At 68.3% G+C, this 20314-nt stretch carries 14 protein-coding genes and 2 pseudogenes; 6 read left to right on the top strand and 10 right to left on the bottom strand.

Translation table 11 applies throughout. The features are described 5' to 3' along the window. Positions 1 to 441: 441 nt before the first annotated feature. The 3 genes from BJ965_RS00465 to BJ965_RS00455 all read right to left on the bottom strand — a co-directional run bounded on the left by BJ965_RS00465 (position 442) and on the right by BJ965_RS00455 (position 3980). Complete coding sequence (locus tag BJ965_RS00465) at positions 442 to 1899, bottom strand: oxygenase MpaB family protein (RefSeq protein ID WP_184906808.1); 1458 nt, start codon at positions 1897 to 1899, stop codon at positions 442 to 444. Further along, complete coding sequence (uppS, locus tag BJ965_RS00460; RefSeq protein ID WP_221513324.1) at positions 1896 to 2582, bottom strand: polyprenyl diphosphate synthase; 687 nt, start codon at positions 2580 to 2582, stop codon at positions 1896 to 1898. Before uppS ends, BJ965_RS00465 begins: the two co-directional genes overlap by 4 nt. An 876-nt stretch (positions 2583 to 3458) precedes the next feature. Beyond that, the gene (locus BJ965_RS00455; RefSeq protein WP_184906806.1) at positions 3459 to 3980 is read right to left on the bottom strand and encodes an ATP-binding protein; all 522 of its coding nucleotides are present in this window, start codon (positions 3978 to 3980) and stop codon (positions 3459 to 3461) included. A 578-nt stretch (positions 3981 to 4558) separates the two neighbouring features. Between BJ965_RS00455 and BJ965_RS00450 the strand changes: the two genes are divergently transcribed. After that, positions 4559 to 4753 carry a hypothetical protein gene (locus BJ965_RS00450; RefSeq protein WP_184906805.1) on the top strand — a complete coding sequence of 65 codons (195 nt, stop codon included), beginning with the start codon at positions 4559 to 4561 and terminating at the stop codon, positions 4751 to 4753. 98 nt (positions 4754 to 4851) lie between these two features. Next, a complete protein-coding gene (locus tag BJ965_RS00445; protein WP_184906804.1) occupies positions 4852 to 5442 on the top strand; it encodes an EF-hand domain-containing protein in 591 nt (196 codons plus the stop codon). A 49-nt stretch (positions 5443 to 5491) separates the two neighbouring features. Here the strand turns inward: BJ965_RS00445 and BJ965_RS00440 are convergent, their stop codons facing one another. From BJ965_RS00440 to BJ965_RS00430, 3 genes are all read right to left on the bottom strand, one after another. After that, complete coding sequence (locus BJ965_RS00440) at positions 5492 to 7171, bottom strand: AMP-binding protein (protein ID WP_184906803.1); 1680 nt, start codon at positions 7169 to 7171, stop codon at positions 5492 to 5494. Then, positions 7168 to 8193 (bottom strand): cytochrome P450, encoded by a 1026-nt coding sequence (locus BJ965_RS00435; RefSeq protein WP_184906802.1) that lies wholly within the window; start codon positions 8191 to 8193, stop codon positions 7168 to 7170. The genes BJ965_RS00440 and BJ965_RS00435 overlap by 4 nt, the downstream gene beginning before the upstream one ends. 267 nt (positions 8194 to 8460) lie before the next feature. Next, on the bottom strand, positions 8461 to 8733 hold the full coding sequence (locus BJ965_RS00430) for an acyl carrier protein (protein WP_184906801.1): 273 nt from the start codon (positions 8731 to 8733) through the stop codon (positions 8461 to 8463). Positions 8734 to 8990: 257 nt separating this feature from the next. Here BJ965_RS00430 and BJ965_RS00425 point away from each other — a divergent pair, with 257 nt between their 5' ends. Both BJ965_RS00425 and BJ965_RS00420 read left to right on the top strand, forming a co-directional pair. Continuing rightward, positions 8991 to 9410, top strand: coding sequence for an acyl-CoA thioesterase (locus BJ965_RS00425; protein WP_221513024.1), 420 nt, complete (start codon positions 8991 to 8993; stop codon positions 9408 to 9410). A gap of 698 nt (positions 9411 to 10108) precedes the next feature. Then, the gene (locus BJ965_RS00420) at positions 10109 to 10549 is read left to right on the top strand and encodes a hypothetical protein (RefSeq protein ID WP_184906799.1); all 441 of its coding nucleotides are present in this window, start codon (positions 10109 to 10111) and stop codon (positions 10547 to 10549) included. 303 nt (positions 10550 to 10852) lie between these two features. On the opposite strand, the gene BJ965_RS00415 is transcribed toward BJ965_RS00420, so the two are convergent. Further along, positions 10853 to 11179: a lamin tail domain-containing protein gene (locus BJ965_RS00415; RefSeq protein ID WP_246546311.1), complete on the bottom strand. Its 327-nt coding sequence runs from the start codon at positions 11177 to 11179 to the stop codon at positions 10853 to 10855. A 174-nt stretch (positions 11180 to 11353) separates the two neighbouring features. Between BJ965_RS00415 and BJ965_RS40295 the strand changes: the two are divergent. Then, positions 11354 to 11664: pseudogene (locus tag BJ965_RS40295) on the top strand (IS982 family transposase); the annotation flags it as partial. Positions 11665 to 11701: 37 nt separating this feature from the next. Here the strand turns inward: BJ965_RS40295 and BJ965_RS00405 are convergent. The 3 genes from BJ965_RS00405 to BJ965_RS00395 form a co-directional block, all read right to left on the bottom strand. Continuing rightward, positions 11702 to 13801 (bottom strand): serine/threonine protein kinase, encoded by a 2100-nt coding sequence (locus BJ965_RS00405; RefSeq protein ID WP_184906798.1) that lies wholly within the window; start codon positions 13799 to 13801, stop codon positions 11702 to 11704. 480 nt (positions 13802 to 14281) lie between these two features. Next, on the bottom strand, positions 14282 to 18592 hold the full coding sequence (locus tag BJ965_RS00400) for an nSTAND1 domain-containing NTPase (protein ID WP_184906797.1): 4311 nt from the start codon (positions 18590 to 18592) through the stop codon (positions 14282 to 14284). After that, positions 18589 to 18915: a CU044_2847 family protein gene (locus tag BJ965_RS00395; RefSeq protein ID WP_184906796.1), complete on the bottom strand. Its 327-nt coding sequence runs from the start codon at positions 18913 to 18915 to the stop codon at positions 18589 to 18591. The genes BJ965_RS00400 and BJ965_RS00395 overlap by 4 nt, the downstream gene beginning before the upstream one ends. A 142-nt stretch (positions 18916 to 19057) precedes the next feature. On the opposite strand from BJ965_RS00395, the pseudogene BJ965_RS40290 reads away from it, so the two are divergent. Then, positions 19058 to 19315 (top strand): annotated as a pseudogene (locus BJ965_RS40290) (isochorismatase family protein); the annotation flags it as partial. Positions 19316 to 20314: the final 999 nt, after the last annotated feature.

The raw sequence follows: 20314 nt of genomic DNA, 5'->3' as shown, positions 1-20314 counted from the left end.
TGTCCGCAGTCTTCTTCGTCGAACCTCGTCGGCAAGACCTGCATAAGAGTCGAAGACGGCCTGACCGGGTCGTGCAGCAGGCGTTCACCCGCCCATCCCCAAGTCGGCCAGCGCGCAGATCTGGTGGGCAGTACACCGCCGGCGCCGGACAAGCCGCAGCTGCCTACTGCCTCTACCTGCACCACCTGGCGCTCGGGGAGCGCGACACAGCAGACTTCTGGCACCGACAGACCGCTGCCAAGCCCACAGACCGACCTGCCTGCCGGGAGGTTCTGTGATTCTGCTTGCCCTGCTTCTGCCGGTTGTGATGATGGCTTCTCTCTTCGCTGCGGACGCGCTCGAGGACCTCTTCTTCCCTCCAGCAGTCCCAAACAAGGCAGCCCTCGCTGTCGACGGCTCCGGATCCTCGCATCCTGACGGTGCCCTCTTGAGAGACCTCCTCTAGGCGTCGGCGAGGAGGGGGCCGTACGCGGTGTTTGTGCGGCGGCCCGACATGAAGGAGAGGAAGTCGCCCACGAAGGCGCTTTGGCTGTAGGTGCCGTCAGTGGTGGTGAGGTCGCGGTGGAAGGCGGTGCGGAAAAGGGTCCGGTACTCGTCGGCGTCGATGGTTCCGCTGCCGTCCTTGTCGGTGGCGTCGAAGAGAACCTCGGCGACGCGGATGAGTGCGGGTCCGGCGAGGGAGGGGACGGCGGCGGCGTACTCCTCGGCGCTGACGCGGCCGTCGCCGTCCGTGTCGAGGGCGCTCTGCAGCTCGCGCCACCAGGCGGCGAAGGCGTTGTAGAGCCGGGTCTCCTCGGGTTCGTCCAGGTCGAGGCGGGTGGAGAGTTCACGGGCCATGGCGGCGAGGTCGGGCCAGTCGAGATGGCCGTCGCCGGTCTGGTCCAGCACCTTGCGGAAGAACTCCTCCGCTGAACGCCGGCTCTCTCCCAAGCCCGTTGAGGGTGCCGGGTCCGGGTCGGGGCCGCCGCTCAGTGGTGTGAGGAGGCGGAGCAGAGCCGATGCCCGCTTCATGCGGGCGGCCAGGGCGGTCACGGTCCGGCCCCGGGGGTCGTCGCTGTCGGGCGAGAGGGAGAGGGCTTCGATGATGCTTTCGGCGTTGATCCAGCCCTCGGGCAGGAAGCGGGCGAGTCCGGCGGCGCAGTAGGCGCCCTGCATGAGAGTCGAGGCGCCGGGCATCTCCGGCAAACCGGCCCGGCGCCGGTACGGCTCGGGGAGCGAGGCGACGGTGATCGCGCCCAGCAGCGGACCGGCTACGGCTCGGCCGGCTGCCCACAGCGTCGGTGCCCCCTCGAGCAGCGCCGGGGCGGGCAGGTGGTCGAAGAGCCGGTAGAGGATGACGCGGGCCGCCTCGGTGTTCTCCAGTTCGTCCTCGACGACCCGGTCGAAGTATCGCCAGAAGTCGTTCATGTCCTCGGGGAGTTCTGCGGCGTCGCCGTCGAGGGCGGCGAGGAATGCGCGGTACTCGGCGTACATCCGCTCCATGGTGCCCTGGTCGAGCGGTTGACCGCTTAGCCGGCACATGGTGACGGCGCTTTCGAAGAGGGTGGCGACCACCCAGGCCCGGGTCGCCCGGTCCATCGCGTCGTAGGCACGGCCGCGGGAATCGGAGCCGCTCATGCGGGCGTGCAGCCGGTTGAGCCGGGCGGCCTCCCGTTCCCGTACCGCAGGGTCAGCGCCGAACATGCGCCGCATGCTCAGGAAGGTATTGCGCAGCCGGCGCCAGGGGTGGGCGACGAAGGTGGAGTTGTCGACGAGGGCGGCGCCGATCTGCGGGTGCGCGGCCTCCAGCACGGTGGCTCGGATCATCGCCAGCGCCCAGCGCGGGTCGTCAAAGAAGGCGCTGAACCGTGATTCCGGGCCGAACAGTGGCGTCTCGTCGGCCGTTCCCGTGGTGGTCATGAGGGGTCTCCGTTCGTGCGGGGCGGCACGCCGCCGAAACGGCGGTCGCGGCGCCGGTAGGTGTGCAGGCAGGCGAGAAAGTCGGGGGCCCGGAAGTCCGGCCAGAGCACCTCGGGGAAGACCCACTCGGCGTAGGCGACCTGCCAGAGCATGAAGTTGGAGATGCGCTGCTCGCCAGAGGTGCGGATGACCAGGTCGACGTCGGGGGTGTCGGGGAACGGCAGGTGGTCCGCGAAGAGCCGCTCGGTCACCTCGTCCGCGGGTGTCTTGCTGCGGATCAGCGACCTGGTGGCCTCCACGATGTCCCGGCGCCCGCCGTGGTCGAAGGCCACGGTCAGTGTCATCCCCCGGTTGTCTGCGGTCAGCGTCGTCAGATCCTCGAAATCCCGGGCCAGCTCACGCGGGATGCGAGGGTCGGCGACCCCGAGGAAACGGCAGCGAATGCCCCGGGCCAGCAGCAATGGCGCGTGCTTGCGCACGACCCGGCGAACCAGACGCATCAGGAATTCGACCTCAGTGCCAGGACGGTTCCAGTTCTCGGTGGAGAAGGCATACAGGCTGAGCCACTCCACGCCGGAAGCCCGGGCCGCCTCGATGATGTCGATGACAGTGGCCTCAGCGGCCCGGTGCCCCGCCGTGCGGGGAAGCGAACGCCGCTGCGCCCAGCGGCCGTTGCCGTCCATCACGCAGGCCACGTGCCGCGGCACCGCACGCGCCGCCCCGTCGCTCTTCTGCTGCCCATCGGGGCCGCCACCGTACTGTCGCCCACCCGGCCCGTCCCCCGTCGCCGCGCGTGCGCGAGGGACGCCGTGGTCCCTCCTGGCCGGCCCCGTCCCATCCGGAACCGCACGCTCGGCCGTACCGCGTTCGGTCACACCCACCCCGCCTCACCGCCCAGGTGCCTCACCCACGCCCCCACCGGCGCGTTCCCTCCTGGGAGTCTGGCAGCGCGAAAGAGGCGACGACCGGCCAAGCGGGTGGCCGCCACCCTTGGCTCGTGTGTCCGATTCCCAGGGGGCCGCCAGGGCCCCTGCCGATGCTGCCCACACCCTGGTCCTCACAAGATGATCAAGGTGCATATGCTGCGCTGCGTGTGCGTCTTCGAGGACGATCAGCAGCCGGCTGTGGCAGCGCCGTGGGGGAGCGGAATGTTCGCTGCCACAGGCGGTCTGTGTCGGCGTGCCCGCCGACCGCGTCCGCAATCGCCAAACCACCCTTGCCGGTAGACCTGTACCAGGCTAGCCACTGGCCCGGGCCCGTCGAGCGCTCCACACGTCATCCCCTGCTGGCTGTGCGATCTTCGTCCGTCTGGCTGGTGGAGCTGGTCCTTCTGCTAACGCCACGCCCCGTGGCACCGCGGTCAGGAGGTGTCGTGGCGGCCTTGGCGCCTCTCGTCCCCTTGGTGCGGTTTTGATGCAGTTCGGCCGTCGAAACTCAGCCTCTCGGGCCGTGAGAACAGCCGATGTGGGGCCTGCCGGGCGACGACCCTCGTCGGCCCGGACAGCTTGCATCCGACCGGGCCGAGGGTGCCGAGTGAGTGCGGGGAGGTTTCTTGGTGGTCAGGGCAAGTGCTGTGGGTTGCTCGGACGGGGTGTGGGGATGACGGTCGTTGCGGTCGCGCCGCTGTCGCCGTCGGAGGTGAGGTGCAGGTGGGCGGTGATGTGTTTGCCGTTGGTGCGCAGAGTGACGTCGACGGTGTGGCTGACCATGTGAACCACGCGCATTCCGTGGCCTCCGATGCCGCTGGGGTCGCTCCTTTTCATCACCGGCCGGTGGGGCGAGGTGTCCCACACGGTGATGCTCAGTTCGGTACTGGAGAGCTGCAGGTTGATCCCGCAGGGTCCGGGGGCGTGTCTCACGGCGTTGGTGAGCAGTTCGCTGACGACGAGTTCGGCGTCCAGGGTCAGGCGGGCGGGCGGGGGTGTGCGGCCGGTGTTCGGGGCGTGGGTGAGCAAGGCACGCACGGCACGGCGCGCGTCGGCTAGCGGGACGGTGCCCTCTGCCCACGCCGCACTGAAGTGCAGCGTGGTGGGCTCGTCCCCGCCCTGTTCATCCGCCTGCTTCATAAGCGGGATGACCATGTGGGATCTTTCGAGTCGTCTTGCGGTCCGGTGGCTGACCTGCTGGCGTCTACCCGGGTGCGGACGGCGCATACGGGGTTGGACCTGCCGCTGCTGATCGCCGGCGCCTTCCAGCCCGACAACCGCCCGATACAAGGGAGAAGAACACCGGCGCAGAACAGCGGCCCGACTGACACCCCGGGCGGCGCGCACATGTCGGGCGATGCCGCAGGGCTTGATGTTGTGGCGCTGCGGAGACGGGGTGCACCACGTTGAGGGCCCCGTCATCGCTCATGCGGCGGCGCTCCACGAGTTTCCCGTGGCCTCAGTGATGGCGTGCCGGTTCTCCAGGGCGCGCTGAGGCTGGTCGAGGGTGCGGGCAAACCCGTGGAGGGCGACGGTGGCGTGCGGGCCAAACGCCCAGCCCGTGGTTGCGGCGTCCTCGTGGACGGTGCGGGACTTGGGCGCAAGGGCCACTGTGGCATTCTGAGCTGTTGCCGGAACTCGGATACGTGACACACTTTTCCGGCAATCGATGACGTGATCCCGTTGGGGGAGAGAGCTACCGGAGGAGGCTGAAGGTGTCTCGGGAGGAGGCTGTGACGCCGACGCTGGTGAGCGACACGGGCGGGGAGCCGTTGCCGCAACAGCGCACCGGACGCGCCTCGGAGGTGGCGGGGGTGGTGCAGTACGAATGGCGCGGGGCGTGGGTCGTCACCGCCCGCGGCGCCTACGACCTGGACTCGCTCACTCCGCGGGCACGGTCGAGGCCGTGCACCATCATTCCTCTCTAACGATTTCCATATTTTAAGCCCAGCAGTAACCGGCTGCGCGCAGCAGAAACACGTCAGGACGCCAAAAGCCCGCCGGGCCGTTATGTATACGCGGTAATGTGGGATTCACCTACTGGTGGCGAATTCTCGCCAGTCAACCGTGGAGTCACATGTCACCTGATCTGTTGATGTCCAAAATCGCGAAGCGTTTCGAACTTCTCGATGTCGACGGCGATGGCGCGGTCACGGCCGCAGACTTCCAGGAGTCTCTTCGCCGTCTGGCCGAGGAGTTCGGCGAATCGCCCGGGGCGCCGAAGTATGAAGCACTCAGCAACGCATACGCCCAGCTCTGGGAGCAGTTGCTGCGGCACGCGGACGCGGATGGGGATGGCGTGGTCACTCGTGAGGAGTACGTCGCATCGCTGCATGTCGACGGTCCGATCGACTACGGAAGTGTCATGCGCCCCCTCGCGAAGGCGACGCTCGAACTGTGCGACACCGACGACGATGGTTTGATCGGCCGCGAGGAGTTGCGCCGGGTACAGCGCAGCCTGCGCATGAACACCACCGACGCAGACTTGGCGTTCACCGCGCTGGACCGCGACGGTGACGGTTCCGTCAGCCTGGAGGAACTGATCCGGGCGATTGAGGAGTTCTACACCAGCGTCGACCCTGCCGCTCCGGGGAACATGGCTTTCGGCTCCTACTGATCCATGTGCCGGTGCCGGGTGATGACTCGGCACCGGCAGTGGAACGCCCTCAGCGCGCCATCTCGTGAGCGCCAGCAGCCGACGCCGAACGAGAGATGCGTTGCCGGGTCAGGGCCCGCTGCCACTTCCCGCTTGTCGTACGGGGCAGGGAGTTGGCGGCGACGGTGTGTACCTCGACTGCGTTGATGTCGAGCGCCTCACACACCGCTCGCCGTACACGCTTGGCGGTGGATTCGGGTGCTCCGGTGCGTGCTACCTCGATCGCCACAGCGATGCGCTCATCACCGTCGTGGTCCGTCACAGGGAAGGCGACGCAGTGTCCGCGATGGACGCCCTGGACTTGGCTCGCGACCGCCTCGATGTCCTCCGGGAAGACGTTCACACCCCGAATGATGATCATTTCCTTGTTGCGGCCCGCGACGAACAGATCCCCCTGGAGCTGGAAGCCGAGATCGCCGGTGCGGAACCAACAGCCGTCGAAGGCTTCCCTGTTGGCCTCGGGATTTCGGTAGTAGCCGGTGGTCACGGCTGGACCGCTGATCTGGACTTCGCCGAGCCGGCCGGGACGGCACAGCTCTCCGGACTTCTCCACCAGCCGCATACGCATGCCGTGGACCGGCTTGCCGACGGCCACGAGCGCTTTGCCTCCGGGGTGGTCGTGGGGGCGCAAGCGAACAGCGCCTTCGTTGCTGAGCACTTCCCGGTCCACGTGCACCACGCGGGGCCGGCTGCCCGGTTCGGGAAAGGTGATTGCCAAGGTCGCCTCTGCCATCCCGTAGACGGGATACATGCTCGACGATGCGACCCCGGCCGGGGCGAAGCGCTCCTCGAATGCCGTGAGTGTGGCGGCGCGGACCGGTTCGGCACCGTTGAAGGCGATGCGCCAGCGGCGCAGATCCAGCCCGGCGAGGGTCTCCGGGGTCGCCGCCGAAGCCAGGCGTCGATAGGAGAAGTCCGGCCCGGTCATGAGCGTGCCGCGGCTTCGGGCCATTTCCGCCAAGAGGCCCGCCGGCCTTCGGATGAAGGACATCGGGCTGAGGAGGACCGCGCTGCCGCCGTTGAGCAGCGCGGTGAGCATTCCGAAGAGCCCCATGTCGTGATGGGGCGGCACCCACTGCACGAGCACGTCGTCAGGCGTCAGTCCACTCGACAGCGCAATGGCGCGCAGACCGGCCAGCACTGCCCTGTGCGGGAGCATGACGCCCTTGGGCTCGGCGGTGCTGCCGGAAGTGAATTGAACGATCGCGAGATCGTCGGGCGCTACCTCGGGCAGGGTGCCGCTGCCGGGTGCGCCGATGTCGGCTCCGAGGAGCGCCAGGCCGGGACAGGATTCGCGCAGATACCCGATGGCGGTCGGATCTACTGCGCCGGTGATCAGGTGACGCATTCCTGCCGCATGCACAGCGTGGGCGAGACGAGTTCTGCTGCTGGACAGCCCCTGCAGTGCCGGCAACGGACAGACCGCCGCACCCGCCCGCAGTACGCCGAAGAGGCTCACCAGGAAGTCCGCCGAGGCCGGAACGGCGAGACCGACCACGGCTCCAGGGCGTACACCGTGGCGGAGCAGGCCGCGGGCGAACCGGGCCGATGCCTGGTCGAGTCCGGCGGCGTCCAGGCTCACGTTCATGCCGGGGAACGTGGCCGTCGCGGCCGGAAAGTGGCGTGACAACGCTGACAAGGCCGCGGGAAGCGTCGCCTGGTCCAGTGGATGGTCCGCTGGTGCGTTCATCGCGAGGTCCGTTCTCGGTGCTGCGAAAAGGTGATGGTCAGCGGTCCGGCCGGGGAGATGCTCGCCCCGTTGTGCGTGACGTCCGCCACGTACCTGTCGGAATCGGCGTTCATGCGGAACGCCTCCAGGAAGTGCTGGGTGATGAGTCTGCTGGTGAGTGTGGCGAGATGGACACCGGGGCAGATACGAGGGCCTGCGCCGAAGGGGACCAGGGCGAAGCCGGGCGGGGTCTCCTCCGTCTTTCCGACACCGAAGCGGCCGATTCGGAACTTCTCCGGCTCGGGGAACAGGACCGGGTCGTGGTGGGCGGTGAGAACGGAGAAGAACACATGGCTGCCTGCGGGAATGTGGTGTCCCGCCCAGTTCAGGTCGACGCCCGAACGCCGCGGGAGATGCGCGAGGGGTGGGTGCAGACGGGCCGTCTCGGCGAACACCGCGTCGAACAGCGACCGTCCCCCGACAGGGTCTTTCCTTTGGAACCCCAGGCGGAGCTGTTCCTGTAGTTCCGCGTGGCGAGCCACCAGCCACAGCATCCGGGACAGCAGGTAGCCCGTGGTCTCGTATCCGCCGAGAAGGAGAATGGACAGGTTCTCGGCGATCTGGAGGTCCGACGGCCGGTCGTCCAGCGCTCTGAGCCGGGTCACCGCGTTGTCGCGGTTGCCGCCTGGCCGGCGGGCGGCGGCGAGGAGACCGGCGCGCAGTGCATGGCGTGCCCTGACGGCACGCTGTACGGCGCGCATACCCTCCGCGGTGCCCAGGGGCCGAGGCGCCTGGAGATGGATGTACGCCTCCAACAGTTCCTCGGTGTCGCGCGGTGCGATACCCGCGAGAATCTCCGCGGAGATCTCAAACACGAGTCTGCGGACGAGAGGGAACACGTCGACGCTTCCGCCGAGCTCCGTAGTGACCCTGCGAAAGGCGGAGGTGATGTGCGGGGCGTAGGCGGCAACGGCGCGTCGTTTCAGCAGCGGCATCACGGCCCGCCGGTACGTGTCGTGAAGACGCCCGTCGAGATTGAGCATCCCGTGTCCAAAGGCCGCTCCCAGGACACTGTTCCATCCGTCGGCGTGACTGAGCGCACCATCGTGGGCGTGGAAGAACCGACGGGCGAAGTCCGGCCCGTGCACGTAAAAGCACCGGTCGGCCTCCACGGGACCCAGCGTGGGACCTGCGAACAGGCCGGACGCTCCTTGAGCCCAGTGCTTGACCGCCCGCGGATCGGTCTCGCGCACAGAGCAAGGGCTGGGCGGCGTGATCATGTCGCTCCGTTCCCTGTCGACCCTCCTGGGTCAGCGCTGCACGGGCGTGGGCAGTTCGGTCGCCATCAGCTGTTCGACGAGGTCGTCGAGAGTGCGCGCGCCGATGAAACTCCTCGGGTCCACGTGGCGAGCAAGGCCAAGCGTCTCCTCCGCCAGGACCAGCAACTCAACCCGAGCGAACGAATCCAGGCCCAGGTCTGCCACCAGTGACCTTTCCCCGTTGATGTCTTGGGGGGACAAAGCCGGGTTGACCTGCATCAGATTCTGCACAAGCACATCGAAGACTTCGTCGCGACTAGTCATCAGAGAACTCCCGAGATAGGCACTAGACATCCGGTCCACTCCAACGCACCGAACATCCTTCCCTCACCTTTTGGCGCAGCTCGGCCGTCGCCACGCCGAAAGTCCCTCATTCGAGTGAGCGCCGCGTTGTCCGTCAGGGAGGGATCACTATGCTCTCCGGAGGTGAGCGGGTGTCATGGGTGCGGCACCGACTTAGCCCAAATGGAGGCGTGACGATGGATAGGTGTGCGAACCGTGGGGTCACGCTCCGACAGTCCGTGCACTACGACGACCTCGATGCCATGGGCATGCTGCACAACGCCCGTTACCCCGTCCTGGTCGAGCGCGCGATCTCCGATTTCTGGTCTCGGTACGGTGTCACCATGCGGGACGGCCGCCCGAGCCATCCCGACGGGGCAATCGCGGTACGCGAGATGAGCGTTTCGTACCTGTCCCCGGTGCGGGAATCCGGCGCCGTGGAGATCAGGATTTGGGTCGAACGACTGGGCAACACCAGTGCGACGTACCGATTCGCCGTCGTCTCTCTGGACGGCCACACGGTGCACGCGGAGGGGCATCGGGTCGTGATCAAAATCGACCTGGCGGACGGCCGGCCGTCACCATGGAGCCCCCAGTACACGGCTGTTGTCGAGAAGGAGCTCACCGGCCGGTCGTCCGCGCCTCCTGACGAGGCCTGATCAGACCTCGGTGAGCGCTGTGGATTGTTCGGAGGGGGAGTGGGGAGGTCGGGCCCTTCTGGCGCGTCGCTGTGGCCATCGGTGGTGAGGTGCAGGTGGGCGGTGACGTGTTTGCCGTTGGTGCGCAGGGTGACGTCGACGGTGTGGCTGACCATGTGAACCACGCGCATTCCGTGGCCTCCGATGCCGAGGGAGTCTCTTTTTCATCACCGGCGTGTGGGGCGAGGTGTCCCAGACGGTGATGCTCAGTTCGGCAAACCGACGGGGCCCGAGCCCCTCTCATCCGTCCCCGTGCGCCCGTTTGAGGTGAGGCATCGAAGGACCTACCAGGCACCTCTACTCATGACGCGATCAATACCTCGCGCCCTGGAGTGTCCAGGGCGTCACCGCGCGGATCTGCCCGGATGATGAGGTATGGCGTGCGACGAAGGCCATGGTGGTTGGAGGCCTCCATCGCCGGGCTGCAGGTCCGTGCGGAAGGCGCCGCCCGGGATGCGTGTGCTGGGGTGGGAGGGGGGCGTGCCGCTTTCGGTGATCAGAACCGCGTGGAGTGTGCGGAGCCGGCAGCCAGTTGCCTGGCTGCCCCTCCAGCGATGCTGCCGGGGGTGAGAGGGACACAGCACACCCAAGGCCGCCTGCCGACCCGGCACAGGCTCAGGCCACGTCCGTCACCGGACGCGTGGGGCCGGGACATTGAGATGATCCGCCAGGTTCTGCGGCGGGCCGGGTGTGCGGAGTTCAGCGATACCGACGACGGCTTCGTCGTCGATCACGGCCCAGACGAGGAACTGCTCCGCGTGGTGTGCACGATCGGGCACGGGACGGCGGTGCAGCGGGAGTTGCGGCGATACCGCCAGGCGCTCACCCAGGCGGGCATGCAGGTTGGGCGGCACTCAAAGGACCGCAACACCTTGCTCGTGTCGATGCCGGACACCACGGTGTTGGCGGCGCCTGTCGGACCGGTAGGGGTTCGTACTGGTCGCGTCGTGTCTGTGATCGCCTGGGAGTGCGCAGCGTCCGTGGCTGGTAGGCCCGCATCAGGGCTGTTCGCGGATCACGGCGAAGAGCGCCCGGTCTGTCGGGCGCCCGGTGGCGTCGAAGGCGCGATGCCGGCCGAGATGCTCGACGCGGCCACCTGAGCAGTTCTCCAGCAGGTACTCGCCGAGCCAGACGTCCGGTGTCGGCACCATCGCGGGAAGGCCGAACTCCCGGGGCATCTCGTCCTCGCCATGTCTTACCCGGGCCTGTCCGGGTGGGTGCCACCTGTTCGGGGGAGTGACATCGCAGTTGGCCGGGCCCAGCGACGAGAAAGGTTGGCTCGCTCAACCGGAGCCTCCGTGTCACCATGCCGGGGGCCTCGGGGGAGAAGTCGCCCCCGAGGCCCGGCATATGGAGTTGTGCTGCTCAACGACAGTGCACCTCAGCTGTCACGCGTGGGCCGGTCACCGGTCACGTGTGCAGCCGGTTGGTCGGCGGTGGTGGCCCCAGGAGGCGTCGTGGATGAAGCGTCCGTGGTCGTTGCGGAGGGTGGCGGTGTCGGAGCGGTTGTCCCAGACGTAGTTGCGGCGGTCCTGGAACAGGTCGCTGCGGGAGTCGCGGCCTTCACCAGTGTGGACGCGGACGGTGGAGCGGCCGTCCAGGCGGTAGTGGTGGAAGGTGAACTTGTGGCCGTCCTCGTCGCGCAGGGTCCAGCCGTCCGGGTTCACGGCGCGGCGGCCGGTGTTGGTGATCTCCACCATACGCCGCTGCACTCTGACGGAGTGCTCCAGGCTGTCGACCGCCGATGCCCTGTGACTGTTCGACAGCAGCCGCAGCAGGTGGCGCACTCCTCCTGCGTGTCCTGAGCAGTCCCTCGAGCAGCTGCAGCTGCTAGAGGGACTGCTCAGGCAGTGCCTTGGAGGCGGTGTCCGGGTCGGCGGAGTCGCCGCGTCGGCGATCCTGGCGACACGGGCTGCATCGCCGCCTACCTCGACCGCTTCCTCACCGCCCGCGGCATCAGTCTGCTGCGGCCCTCCTACCGCAACCGCGACATCCCGCAGCCCGCAGAAGCCCTGCTCAAGACGGTGCGGCAGCTGATCGAGTCGGTCAACGACACCCTTAAGTCCAATTCGACCTCGAGCAGCACGGTGGACGCACCATCGCGGGCGTCGGTGTCCGGGGGGCCCAGCGGATCCTGGCAATGACCTGCGCGATCTGGCACAACCGCAACACCGGCGCACCCGTCACCAGGTCCCTCATCGCCTACGACCACTGAGCCACGTCGGAACTACTCGTCTAGCTCCGGAGCGGGCTCAGTCGTATGCCTTAAGGCACAGCAGTGTGGCGCCGTCGTCCACCTTCTGGGACCAGTATGTGTTCGTGTCGTACTGCCCGGCACGGCAGTCCGCGGTGGAGGTGCTCGCCGTTGCCCGGTAGATGGCCGTGATGACGAAGATGTCGTGGTACGCGCTGGGGACCTGTCTGTCGGTGCAGTTCACGGACGACAGCAGCGCGATGCTGGCAGAGTCGCCGCGGTTGTTGGCGAGCAGGCAGTCGCCGTTGCGGTACTGGCCTTCGAGGCAGAGCGCGGTGCGCTCGCCGCTGCTGCTGGAGTAGTACGACCAGGTCGCCTGGTCCCGGGCGCTGTCGCAGTCGCCGGTGGTGCGGTAGACCCGCACGCGCGCGGTGCTGCAAGGAGCCGTGTTGGGCTCCTCTTTGCTCCAGTCGTACTTTTCCTCGCCGCCGTACCCGGTGTCGACGACGTCCAGGCAGTCCCCGACCGAGACGGCCTTGAAGGCATCCTCGGTGGGGTCCGGCTCCGGCGAGCTGGTCTCCGGTTCGGGTTCGGGATCGTAGTCGTCCGAGCCGCCGCTCGACGAGGTGGAGAAGCCGTCGGAGCCGGACGAGGCGTCGCCGCTGCTGCCACCGCTGACCAGGCCGGAGCTGTATGTCGGCTGGGGGCTGCTTTGCGGGCTGTTGTCCTTCTGCTTGTCCCAGGGCTGCCAGATCAGGAGCCCGATGATGACTGCGCCCACGAGCAGGCCGACCCAGCCTTCGGAGTTGTTCGATGTTTTCGAGGCGGACTTTGCCGGAGTCTTCGGTCTCGACGAGGCCGAGGATGTAGAGGGCGTGGAGGTTGAGCCCTGGGTAGAGGTCTGGGTCCCCGCCCGCGCTACGCGTTCGCGCTCCTTGCGCTCGTTCTCCTTGCGTTCCTTCTCCGCGCGGTCCGCAGCCTTGCGCGCCTGCTCCAAGCGGCCGCGTTCCTCCTCCGCTAGGCGCCGCCGCTCCCGCTCCTCGGCCTCCGCCCGCTCCTCGGCCTGCTCCTGTGCTAGGGCATCCCGTTGCTTGCGTAGCGCCTCCAGCTGTTCGCGCATCGCGCTGACGGTCTCTTCCCAACCGTCGCGGTCGGCCTCGGGCCCTACCTGCGTCCGTGCGTCGGCCGCATCGAAGTCGACTATCCCGTTCTGTAACTGGCGTCCCTGCTCCGCGTACTCCTCGATGAGCGCGGTCCACTCCGGCGGCAGCCACCGTGCGGCCTGCCCGGTCACCGTCAGCGGGCCGAGGCCGCGCAGGCAGTTCCGCAGTACATCGGCGGGTGCGGGCCGCTCCCCAGGCTCGGCCCGCAGCAACGGGAGGATCAACCGCTCCAGTTGCTGGGGAAGCCCCTCCGTGTCGAGCTCGGCGCGCTGAACGAGAGCAAGGAGCCCGATGGAGTGGTCGGTTTGCTCGTACGGGGGGCGGCCGACCGCGAGGAAGAAGAGTGTCGCTCCCAGCGAATACATGTCAGACGCGGTGGTGGACTTCTTGCCGGACGCCTGCTCCGGCGACGTGAACGGGAAGGTACCGATCGTCGTTGCGGAGCTGGTGTGGTCATGGGCGTGCGAGATACCGAAGTCGATGAGGCGGGGCCCGCCCCGGGTCAGCAGAATGTTCTGGGGTTTGACGTCCCGGTGGACGACCCCTACGCCGTGCAGCTCGACCAGCGCACGCGCGGCCTCGGCCGCGACCCAATGCACGGCGTCGGCAGGCAACGTCCCAGCCTCGCAGACGAGTTCGGCCAGACTGGGCGCCGGAATGAACTCGATGGCCAGCCACGGGCGCTTCGCCGTCGCGTCGGAGGCCAGGACCTTGGCCGTGGACGCGCTCTCGACGCGTCCAGCCAACGCCACCTCGCGGGCGAATCGGTCCCGGTCCGGCCTGCTGACGAAGCCCTCAGCGAGGAGCGTCTTGACCGCGACCAAAGGATGGTCCACCACGGTTCCGGTAGGCCCGGCTGCGTCCGCTGCGGCCGCCTCCTGCCGCGCGAGATAGATGCGGCCCATCCCGCCCGTGGCGATCCGCCGCAGCAACCGGTAGGGGCCGAGCCGCCGCGGATCATTCGATTCGAGTGAGTAGAGCTTCATTCCGGTCATGCCGTGTCACTCCCCATGCGCGTCCCCCGTCGTCCTGTTGTCGCATGCGCCCCTTGCGGCCCTAGCCGCCCCCGAAATTCTGGGATCAAACCGTGCCACGATGCAGGCAGTTGGGGAAGTTGGTGCGGCTGGAGTGGCCATGACCATCCAGCGAAGCCAACTGAAGATGCGCTCGCCACGAGCGGTCTTCGATGGCCGGTCAGCAGGGTGCCGTTCCCTGCCTTCCACGCCTCGGTCGCACCGGGCCGCTCCACCACTACGGGGAAGCGGCCCGACGCGGCGCTCGTTCAGCCAGCGGCGGGCCGGCTCTGCTCGACCTGTGCAGTGGGAGGGGGCCGCCGACCCTGCTTCTGCAGTTGTACGTGGCTCGCGTCGCTGGAGGTCATGCGCCGGAGGGGCGGCGGCGAAGTTGTCCCTGAGCTCAGTGACTCTTCTGGCCAGCGACATCGTGCGGACCCTCGTCATGGCTTCGGCCACGGCTCAGGGGCAGATCCGGTGGTACGCGACTCCGTTGGGGACGTAGCGGCGCCATTCGCCTTTGGTCAGGGACCGGCCCGCGATTGTGCAGGCCTTGTGGGTGAGAGTGGCGAGGTCGTTGAAGGTGTCGGTGTCCCACAGCCGTACGGTCCCGTCGGCGCTGCTGGTGGTGGCGAGGGCGTCCCCGTCCGGGGCGAAGATGGCCGACTGCACGCCACCGGTGTGGCCGGTGTACAGGGCCAACTGCTGGCGGGTTTCGATGTCCCAAAGACGTACGGTGCGGTCGTCACCGGTCGTTGCCAGGGTCTGGCCGTCGGGGCTGACTGCGACCGACCCGACGATGCCGGTGTGGCCAGCGAGGGTGGTGAGGCGGCGGTGGGTGGTGACGTTCCACAGTCTCGCTGTGGCGTCCCGACCGCTGCTGGCCAGACTCTTCCCATCTGGGGTGAAGGCCACCGACTCCACCACGTCGGTGTGACCCTCGAGTGTCGCGATGAGGCGGCGGGCCCGCACGTCCCACAACCGCAGTTCTCCGCCTCCGCCTGCCGTAACCAGGGTGCTACCGTCCGGGCTGAAGGCAACGGGGCCTAACATTTTGCTAACCGCGTCCAGGGTACCGAGCCGACGGTGGCTCCGGGCATCCCAGACATGCACGGCCGAGGACTGGAAGGCGCTGGTGACGAGGGTTTCGCCGTCCGGGCTGAAAGTCGTCCAGCCGGACCCGCCCGGGATGGACGCCAGCCGACGATGGGTGCGGACGCTCCACAGGCGGGTTGTACCGTCGATGAAACTACTGGTGGCGAGGGTCTGGCCGTCGGGGCTGAAGAGGACGGAATACACGGGTCTGCTGTGGTCGTCGAGGGTGGCGAGGCGACGGCGGCTCCGTACGTCCCACAGCAGGACTGTCGGGCTGTCGTAGCTGCTCGCGGCTATAAGCCTGCCGTCGGGACTGAACCCAACAGAGCTCACCGAGCCGTCGACTCCGGTCAGTCGCCCCAGCATATGTCGCGCGCGGACGTCGTACAGGCGTACGCCCCCGTAGTCGTCACCGACCGCCAGCACCTTCCCGTCGGGGCTGTAAACGGCCTCGGGTTCCGACACCACGGTTCGGGGTTCCGTACCGGCCGGTCGGACGATCGTGGCGCGCGGCCGCCCGGCCCGCATGTCCCACAGTCGGACCGCAGCGTCCTGGGACCCGCTGGCCAGCATCGCGCTGTCCGGGCTGAACGCGAGTGCGTCCACAAACCCCGTGTGGCCGTTCAGCACGGTCACGGCCGTACGTTCCCGCACGTCCCACAGCCGTACGGTACGGTCCTGGCCTCCGCTCGCCAGGGTCCGGCCGTCCGGGCTGAAGGCCAACGCGAACACGGTGCCGCTGTGTCCGGTGAGTGTGGCCACCGGGCGGCGCCCGCGCACGTCCCACAGGCGCACCGTGGCATCGCTCGCACCCGTGGTCAGGGTAGCGCCGTCCGGGCTGAACGCCAGCGAAGTCACCTGCCCTGTGTGGCCCTTCAGCGTGGCGATGCGCCGGCCCTTCCCCACGTCCCAGAGCTGCACCTCGGACTGGTCGCTTTTACTGGCCCGGAAGCCGAAGACGGTTACGGCGAGGGTCTTGCCGTCCGGGCTTAGGGCGAGGCCGTGAGGCGAGGCGCCGTCGTTGCTGCGGTGGACCTGGAGTTCGTCGATCTTCTGATGAGTACGGGCGTCCCAGAGCAGGACCTTGCCCTGCTGACTGCCTGTGGCGATTGTGGCTCCGTCCGGGCTGAAGACAGCCGGGGCTCCGACGCCGGTCAAGGTAGCGGTCTGTTCTCGGGTATGGACGTCCCACAGTCGTGCCTTCGAGCCGCCATGACTGGTGATGAGGGCCCTGCCATCAGGGCTGAACGCCGCGGTGTCCACCTGGCTACTGTGGTCGTCGAGTGAGGCCACCTGCCGACGCCTCAGCACGTCCCACAGTCGTGCGGTGCCGTCGTTTCCGCTGGTCGCGAGAGTCTTGCCGTCGGGGCTGAAGGAGACCGATCTCACCCCTTTGGTATGCCCAGTGAGAATGGCCCGCAGGGGTGAGGACACCGTGGCCAGGAGCTGCGCGCGGGTCCCTGGAGTCGGGGAGATGCGCTGAGCGGCCAGGGCGAGGCGAGCCGCCAGGGCCGGGTCGGCGTTGGCCTGTTGCCGACTCTGCTCCGTCAGGCTCCGAGTGGCGGCCAGGGCCCGCTGCTCGCTGCTGCTGCTGCGGGCGTTGAGGGTGGCCAGACCGGCTGCAACGAGAACGAGTGCGGTGAGCACGGCGAAGCCCGCGATGACCAGGCGGCGCCGACGTTGGACCTGAGTACTGGCCTCGACGTACTCGGCCTCCTCGGCGGGTACTTCGGTGACGCGTGTGCCAATCCACCGCCGCGCCTCCGCGATCTGCTCCCGGCCGAGGGCCAGTTTGCGCGGGTGCCCCTGCTCCTGCCAGGCCCGCAGGGAACGGCGCAGCCCCTCCTGCCAGCTGCGGAACTCCCGGTTCTCCTCGACCCAGCCTTGCAGCCGCGGCCACTTCTCAACCAGTGCCTGGTGCGCGAGCTCAGCGGTGTCCCGCCCCGTCGGGCGGCGCGTCACCACGACCAACCGCGTGCTGGCCAGCCGGTGGATCAACGCCCAGTCTCCCGGGGAAAATTGGGTGCGGGCGGCGACCCGGCGGGTGTCCGGGCCCCGCTCCCCGGCGTCCAGCTGCTCGCCGGGACGTACAAGCTGGATGAAGATCCGCTCCAGCGCCTGCTGCTCGGCCTTGTCCGCCCAGTCCCACAGACTGTGGTCCGCTTCTCCCGCCAGGGCCCCCTCCACGCCACCAAGCTCCTGGTACGCGGTGGTGGTCAGCCACCCGCGTTCCTGTCGCTCCCACAGTCGACTCAGGGCGTATTCCAGCATCGGCAGCGCGGCCGGACCGGGCCGGGTGTCCCGCAGCAGCTGCTCGACCAAGCCGTCGGCGAACCGGACCCCCGCATGCCCCTCCAGCGGACAGGCGATCACCTCTCGCAGCTGCGTTCGCGTCATCGGCTGTACCACCATGGAGGTGGCGTCCCATGCCGTACGAAGGTGAGGGAGCTGCTCGATCTGCCGGAGGAAGTCGATCCGGGCAACGACCACGGCCTGGGCGGGGCGGCTGCCGTCCGTGCGGCGAGCCGTCATCACCCCGAGCATGGCATCCAGTCGGCCGGCGGTGTCGGGGGCGTCCGCGAGTAGCGTTTCGAACTGGTCGGCCACAAGCACCAGCCGGGACCGTCCGCCGTGGCGGGCCAGTGTCTGTTCCACGGCGGTACGGATGCCCTGCTCGTCGGTGAGTTGCCGGGCCAGCGCCACCCAGCGGTCGTGCCAGCCCGCCTGCATGGTGTCCGCGTCTCCGGCCGAGGCCAGGGCCCAGGCCAGCAGTTCCTCGGCGGTGAGGCGCAGCCCGTGGGGCAAGCGGGCGATCACGTACCGGTCGCTGTCGAGGTGCCCGAGCAGGCCGGCGCCGACCAGCGAGGACTTGCCGACGCCGGAGGGTCCGAGCACAGGCAGGACGGGGACCTGCTGCTTGAGGAGGTCGATCAGCTGCTGCGTCTCGTTCGTACGGCCGTGAAAGATGGCGCGGTCGTGCTCGGTGAACGGCAGCAGTTCGCGGTACGGGCTGTCCGCCAGCAGCCTTCTGCGCAGCTCGGGCCACTCCCGGGTGAGCGACTCCACGGTGAGTGCGTAGCCGGTCCGGCGCCGCCGGTCCCCCTCGACGGCGACGACGATGCCGATGACACCACCGTATTCCTCGTCCCACACCGGCGCCCCGCTGAAGCCGCCTGCCAGAGGGAACGGTGCCTCTTCGTCGCAGGTCAGCTGCCACCAGCCGGTACCCTCGCGGCCCTCGACGATGCCGCGCGTCCAGATCCCGGCGTCCTTGCTGCCGCCTCGTCCCGGGAACTTCGGGAAGCCGAAAGCCCGCCAGCGGTGCCCGGCCAGGCCCTCCGCCTCCACGATCCGCAGGGGCACGGCACCCGGAGGGGGCTCGCCGCGCAGCTGCAGGACGGCGACATCGCCGCTGCTGTCACCGGCCACAGGCACGCTGAAGTGCACGGTGGCCGTGGCCTCGGGACGCCCAGGCAGCAGCGGGAAGTCGAGGGTGACCGGAAGGAGGTCCGGCAGCGGCTCGTCGTCCGGGAGGCCTGCGGTGGAGGCGACGACGTGGGTGCACGTAAGCAGCAGCCGGTCGGGGATCAGGAATGCCACCCCGACCGGACGCCCGTCGTGCACCACCCGGGCGGTCCCGCGCTCCCATGCGGAGTACGGCTCGCCTGCCGGCGTCATGCGCCGCTCTCGGGGCGGCTCCACTCCAGCTCCAGTTTGATGTGCGCGTCCCCGGATCCCTTCGCCACGACCAGGCCCGCCTCAGCTGTCACCCGTAGTCCGAACTCCGCGCGGACGTGATCAGGACTGCGTGGCAGATCCGCCAGCCGCTGAAGCATGGTCGCGGCCACTCGCTGCACCCGGGCCATACCCGACTCGAATGTGTCGGCGGACGTCTCGAAGAGCTCGTCGCCGCGACTCGCCCGGATCACCCCGGAACCCTGCTCGTCGGACAATTCGACGACGAAGACTTCACCGTCCTCGAAGGGGACACTCAGGTACACGCGATGACCTCTCTGCTGCTCCATCAAGTCACATGCAAATCAGCAAAGTTGAGCGGATCTTCCGGGCCTGCCATGGTAGCTGTGATCTCCGCCTGCGGGCCCTTCTTCGGGCGTTCCTGAGTTGGGCAAGGGGCGCTCCAAGACCGGCTTCGAAGGAGCCGACGAAGCAGGGACCCCTCTCGCGGACTGGCTGCGCGGCCGCGGGATCGAGGAGTCGACGTGATGGACATCGCCACGGACCACTGCGTGCGTGCCACCGCGCTGGACGCTGTGAAGGCCGGCTTCCGCGCACGGGTACGCGTGGACTATCGGATTCGCCCCGGACACGACGGCCGCGGCCGTGGACGACTTCCACCAGGCAGGTATCGCCGTATCCGGTGCGGCTTCACTACCGCAGTAGTCCCACTCGGGTCATGGCCCGGCCGTGCAGAGCGCGGCCGGGTGCTTTCGGAAATGCCGGCGTGGCCGGCTGTGTCAACCTCCGTTGCTCCTTGTGTCCGGCGATTCGAAGAGTACGCAGCCGATCTGCCTGGTTTCTTCACGCTTCTTGCGGGAACTGGGCTCAGTTTCTTCACCGATGTCTGCCCTCCCGGTCGTCGGGTGTCTGCCCGTCCGCGCCTTTCCGCCGCGCAGCTCGAAGCGAACGTGCTGGCCCATGCCGCGCTCGTCCGTGCCCGAGGTGGAGTTGATGCCGCGCTCACGCGGCTCCCCTGTCGCCGCTCGAGACCACACCTCACCACTCACACACGAAAATCTATCTTTGCTGGAGTAGACATTGGTCGGTGGTGTGGTTATGGTTTCTCTCGTAGCCAGCCAGACAGAAGGGCACGGCAGACACGAACTGCCGGGCAGCAGTACCGCAGTTGCAGTGCGCAGGACGGTGCGGTGGTGGAGTTCCGAAGCCAGGGTTGTTGCAGGACGGCGACGGGACTGACGACCGGACCGGGTGGCCCGCAGTGGTCAGGGGCCGCCGCGAGCAGTACCCGCTGTATCCGCAGTGGAATCAGTGAGCAGTATCTCGGTGAAGGCGCCGGCTGCGGGCGCGCGCATCGGGAGGTTCGGCAGTGGGGTTCCAAGCCAGAGCAGTGGCAGGACGGGCGACGGGGCTGGCTGCCGAAGAGTGGCGCTGTAACAGGCCACCAGCAGTACACAGTGGAGCAGTACCAGCAGCGAGGGAATGAACGGAGGAAGTGGACGCCATCAGGATCGCCCGGGCGGCTTTTCGAGTCCCGGGTACCGCAGGACATCGATAGTGAGGTGGTCTCCGGTCAAGCAACCGCGATCCCAGCATCCCCGGCGGCATTCCGGCCGGGTGTGCGGTGACAGAAGGCCGGCGCAGCAGTAGGGCCGGCAGATGGTGTAGCAGTTCCTTCGGGCCCTGGCGCCGTACGGCGCCAGG

Source organism: Streptomyces luteogriseus (assembly GCF_014205055.1).
In the GTDB taxonomy this organism is placed as follows: domain Bacteria; phylum Actinomycetota; class Actinomycetes; order Streptomycetales; family Streptomycetaceae; genus Streptomyces; species Streptomyces luteogriseus.
The sequence above is the reverse complement of the archived record's forward strand: the minus strand, read 5'-3'. Positions and strand labels throughout refer to the sequence as shown.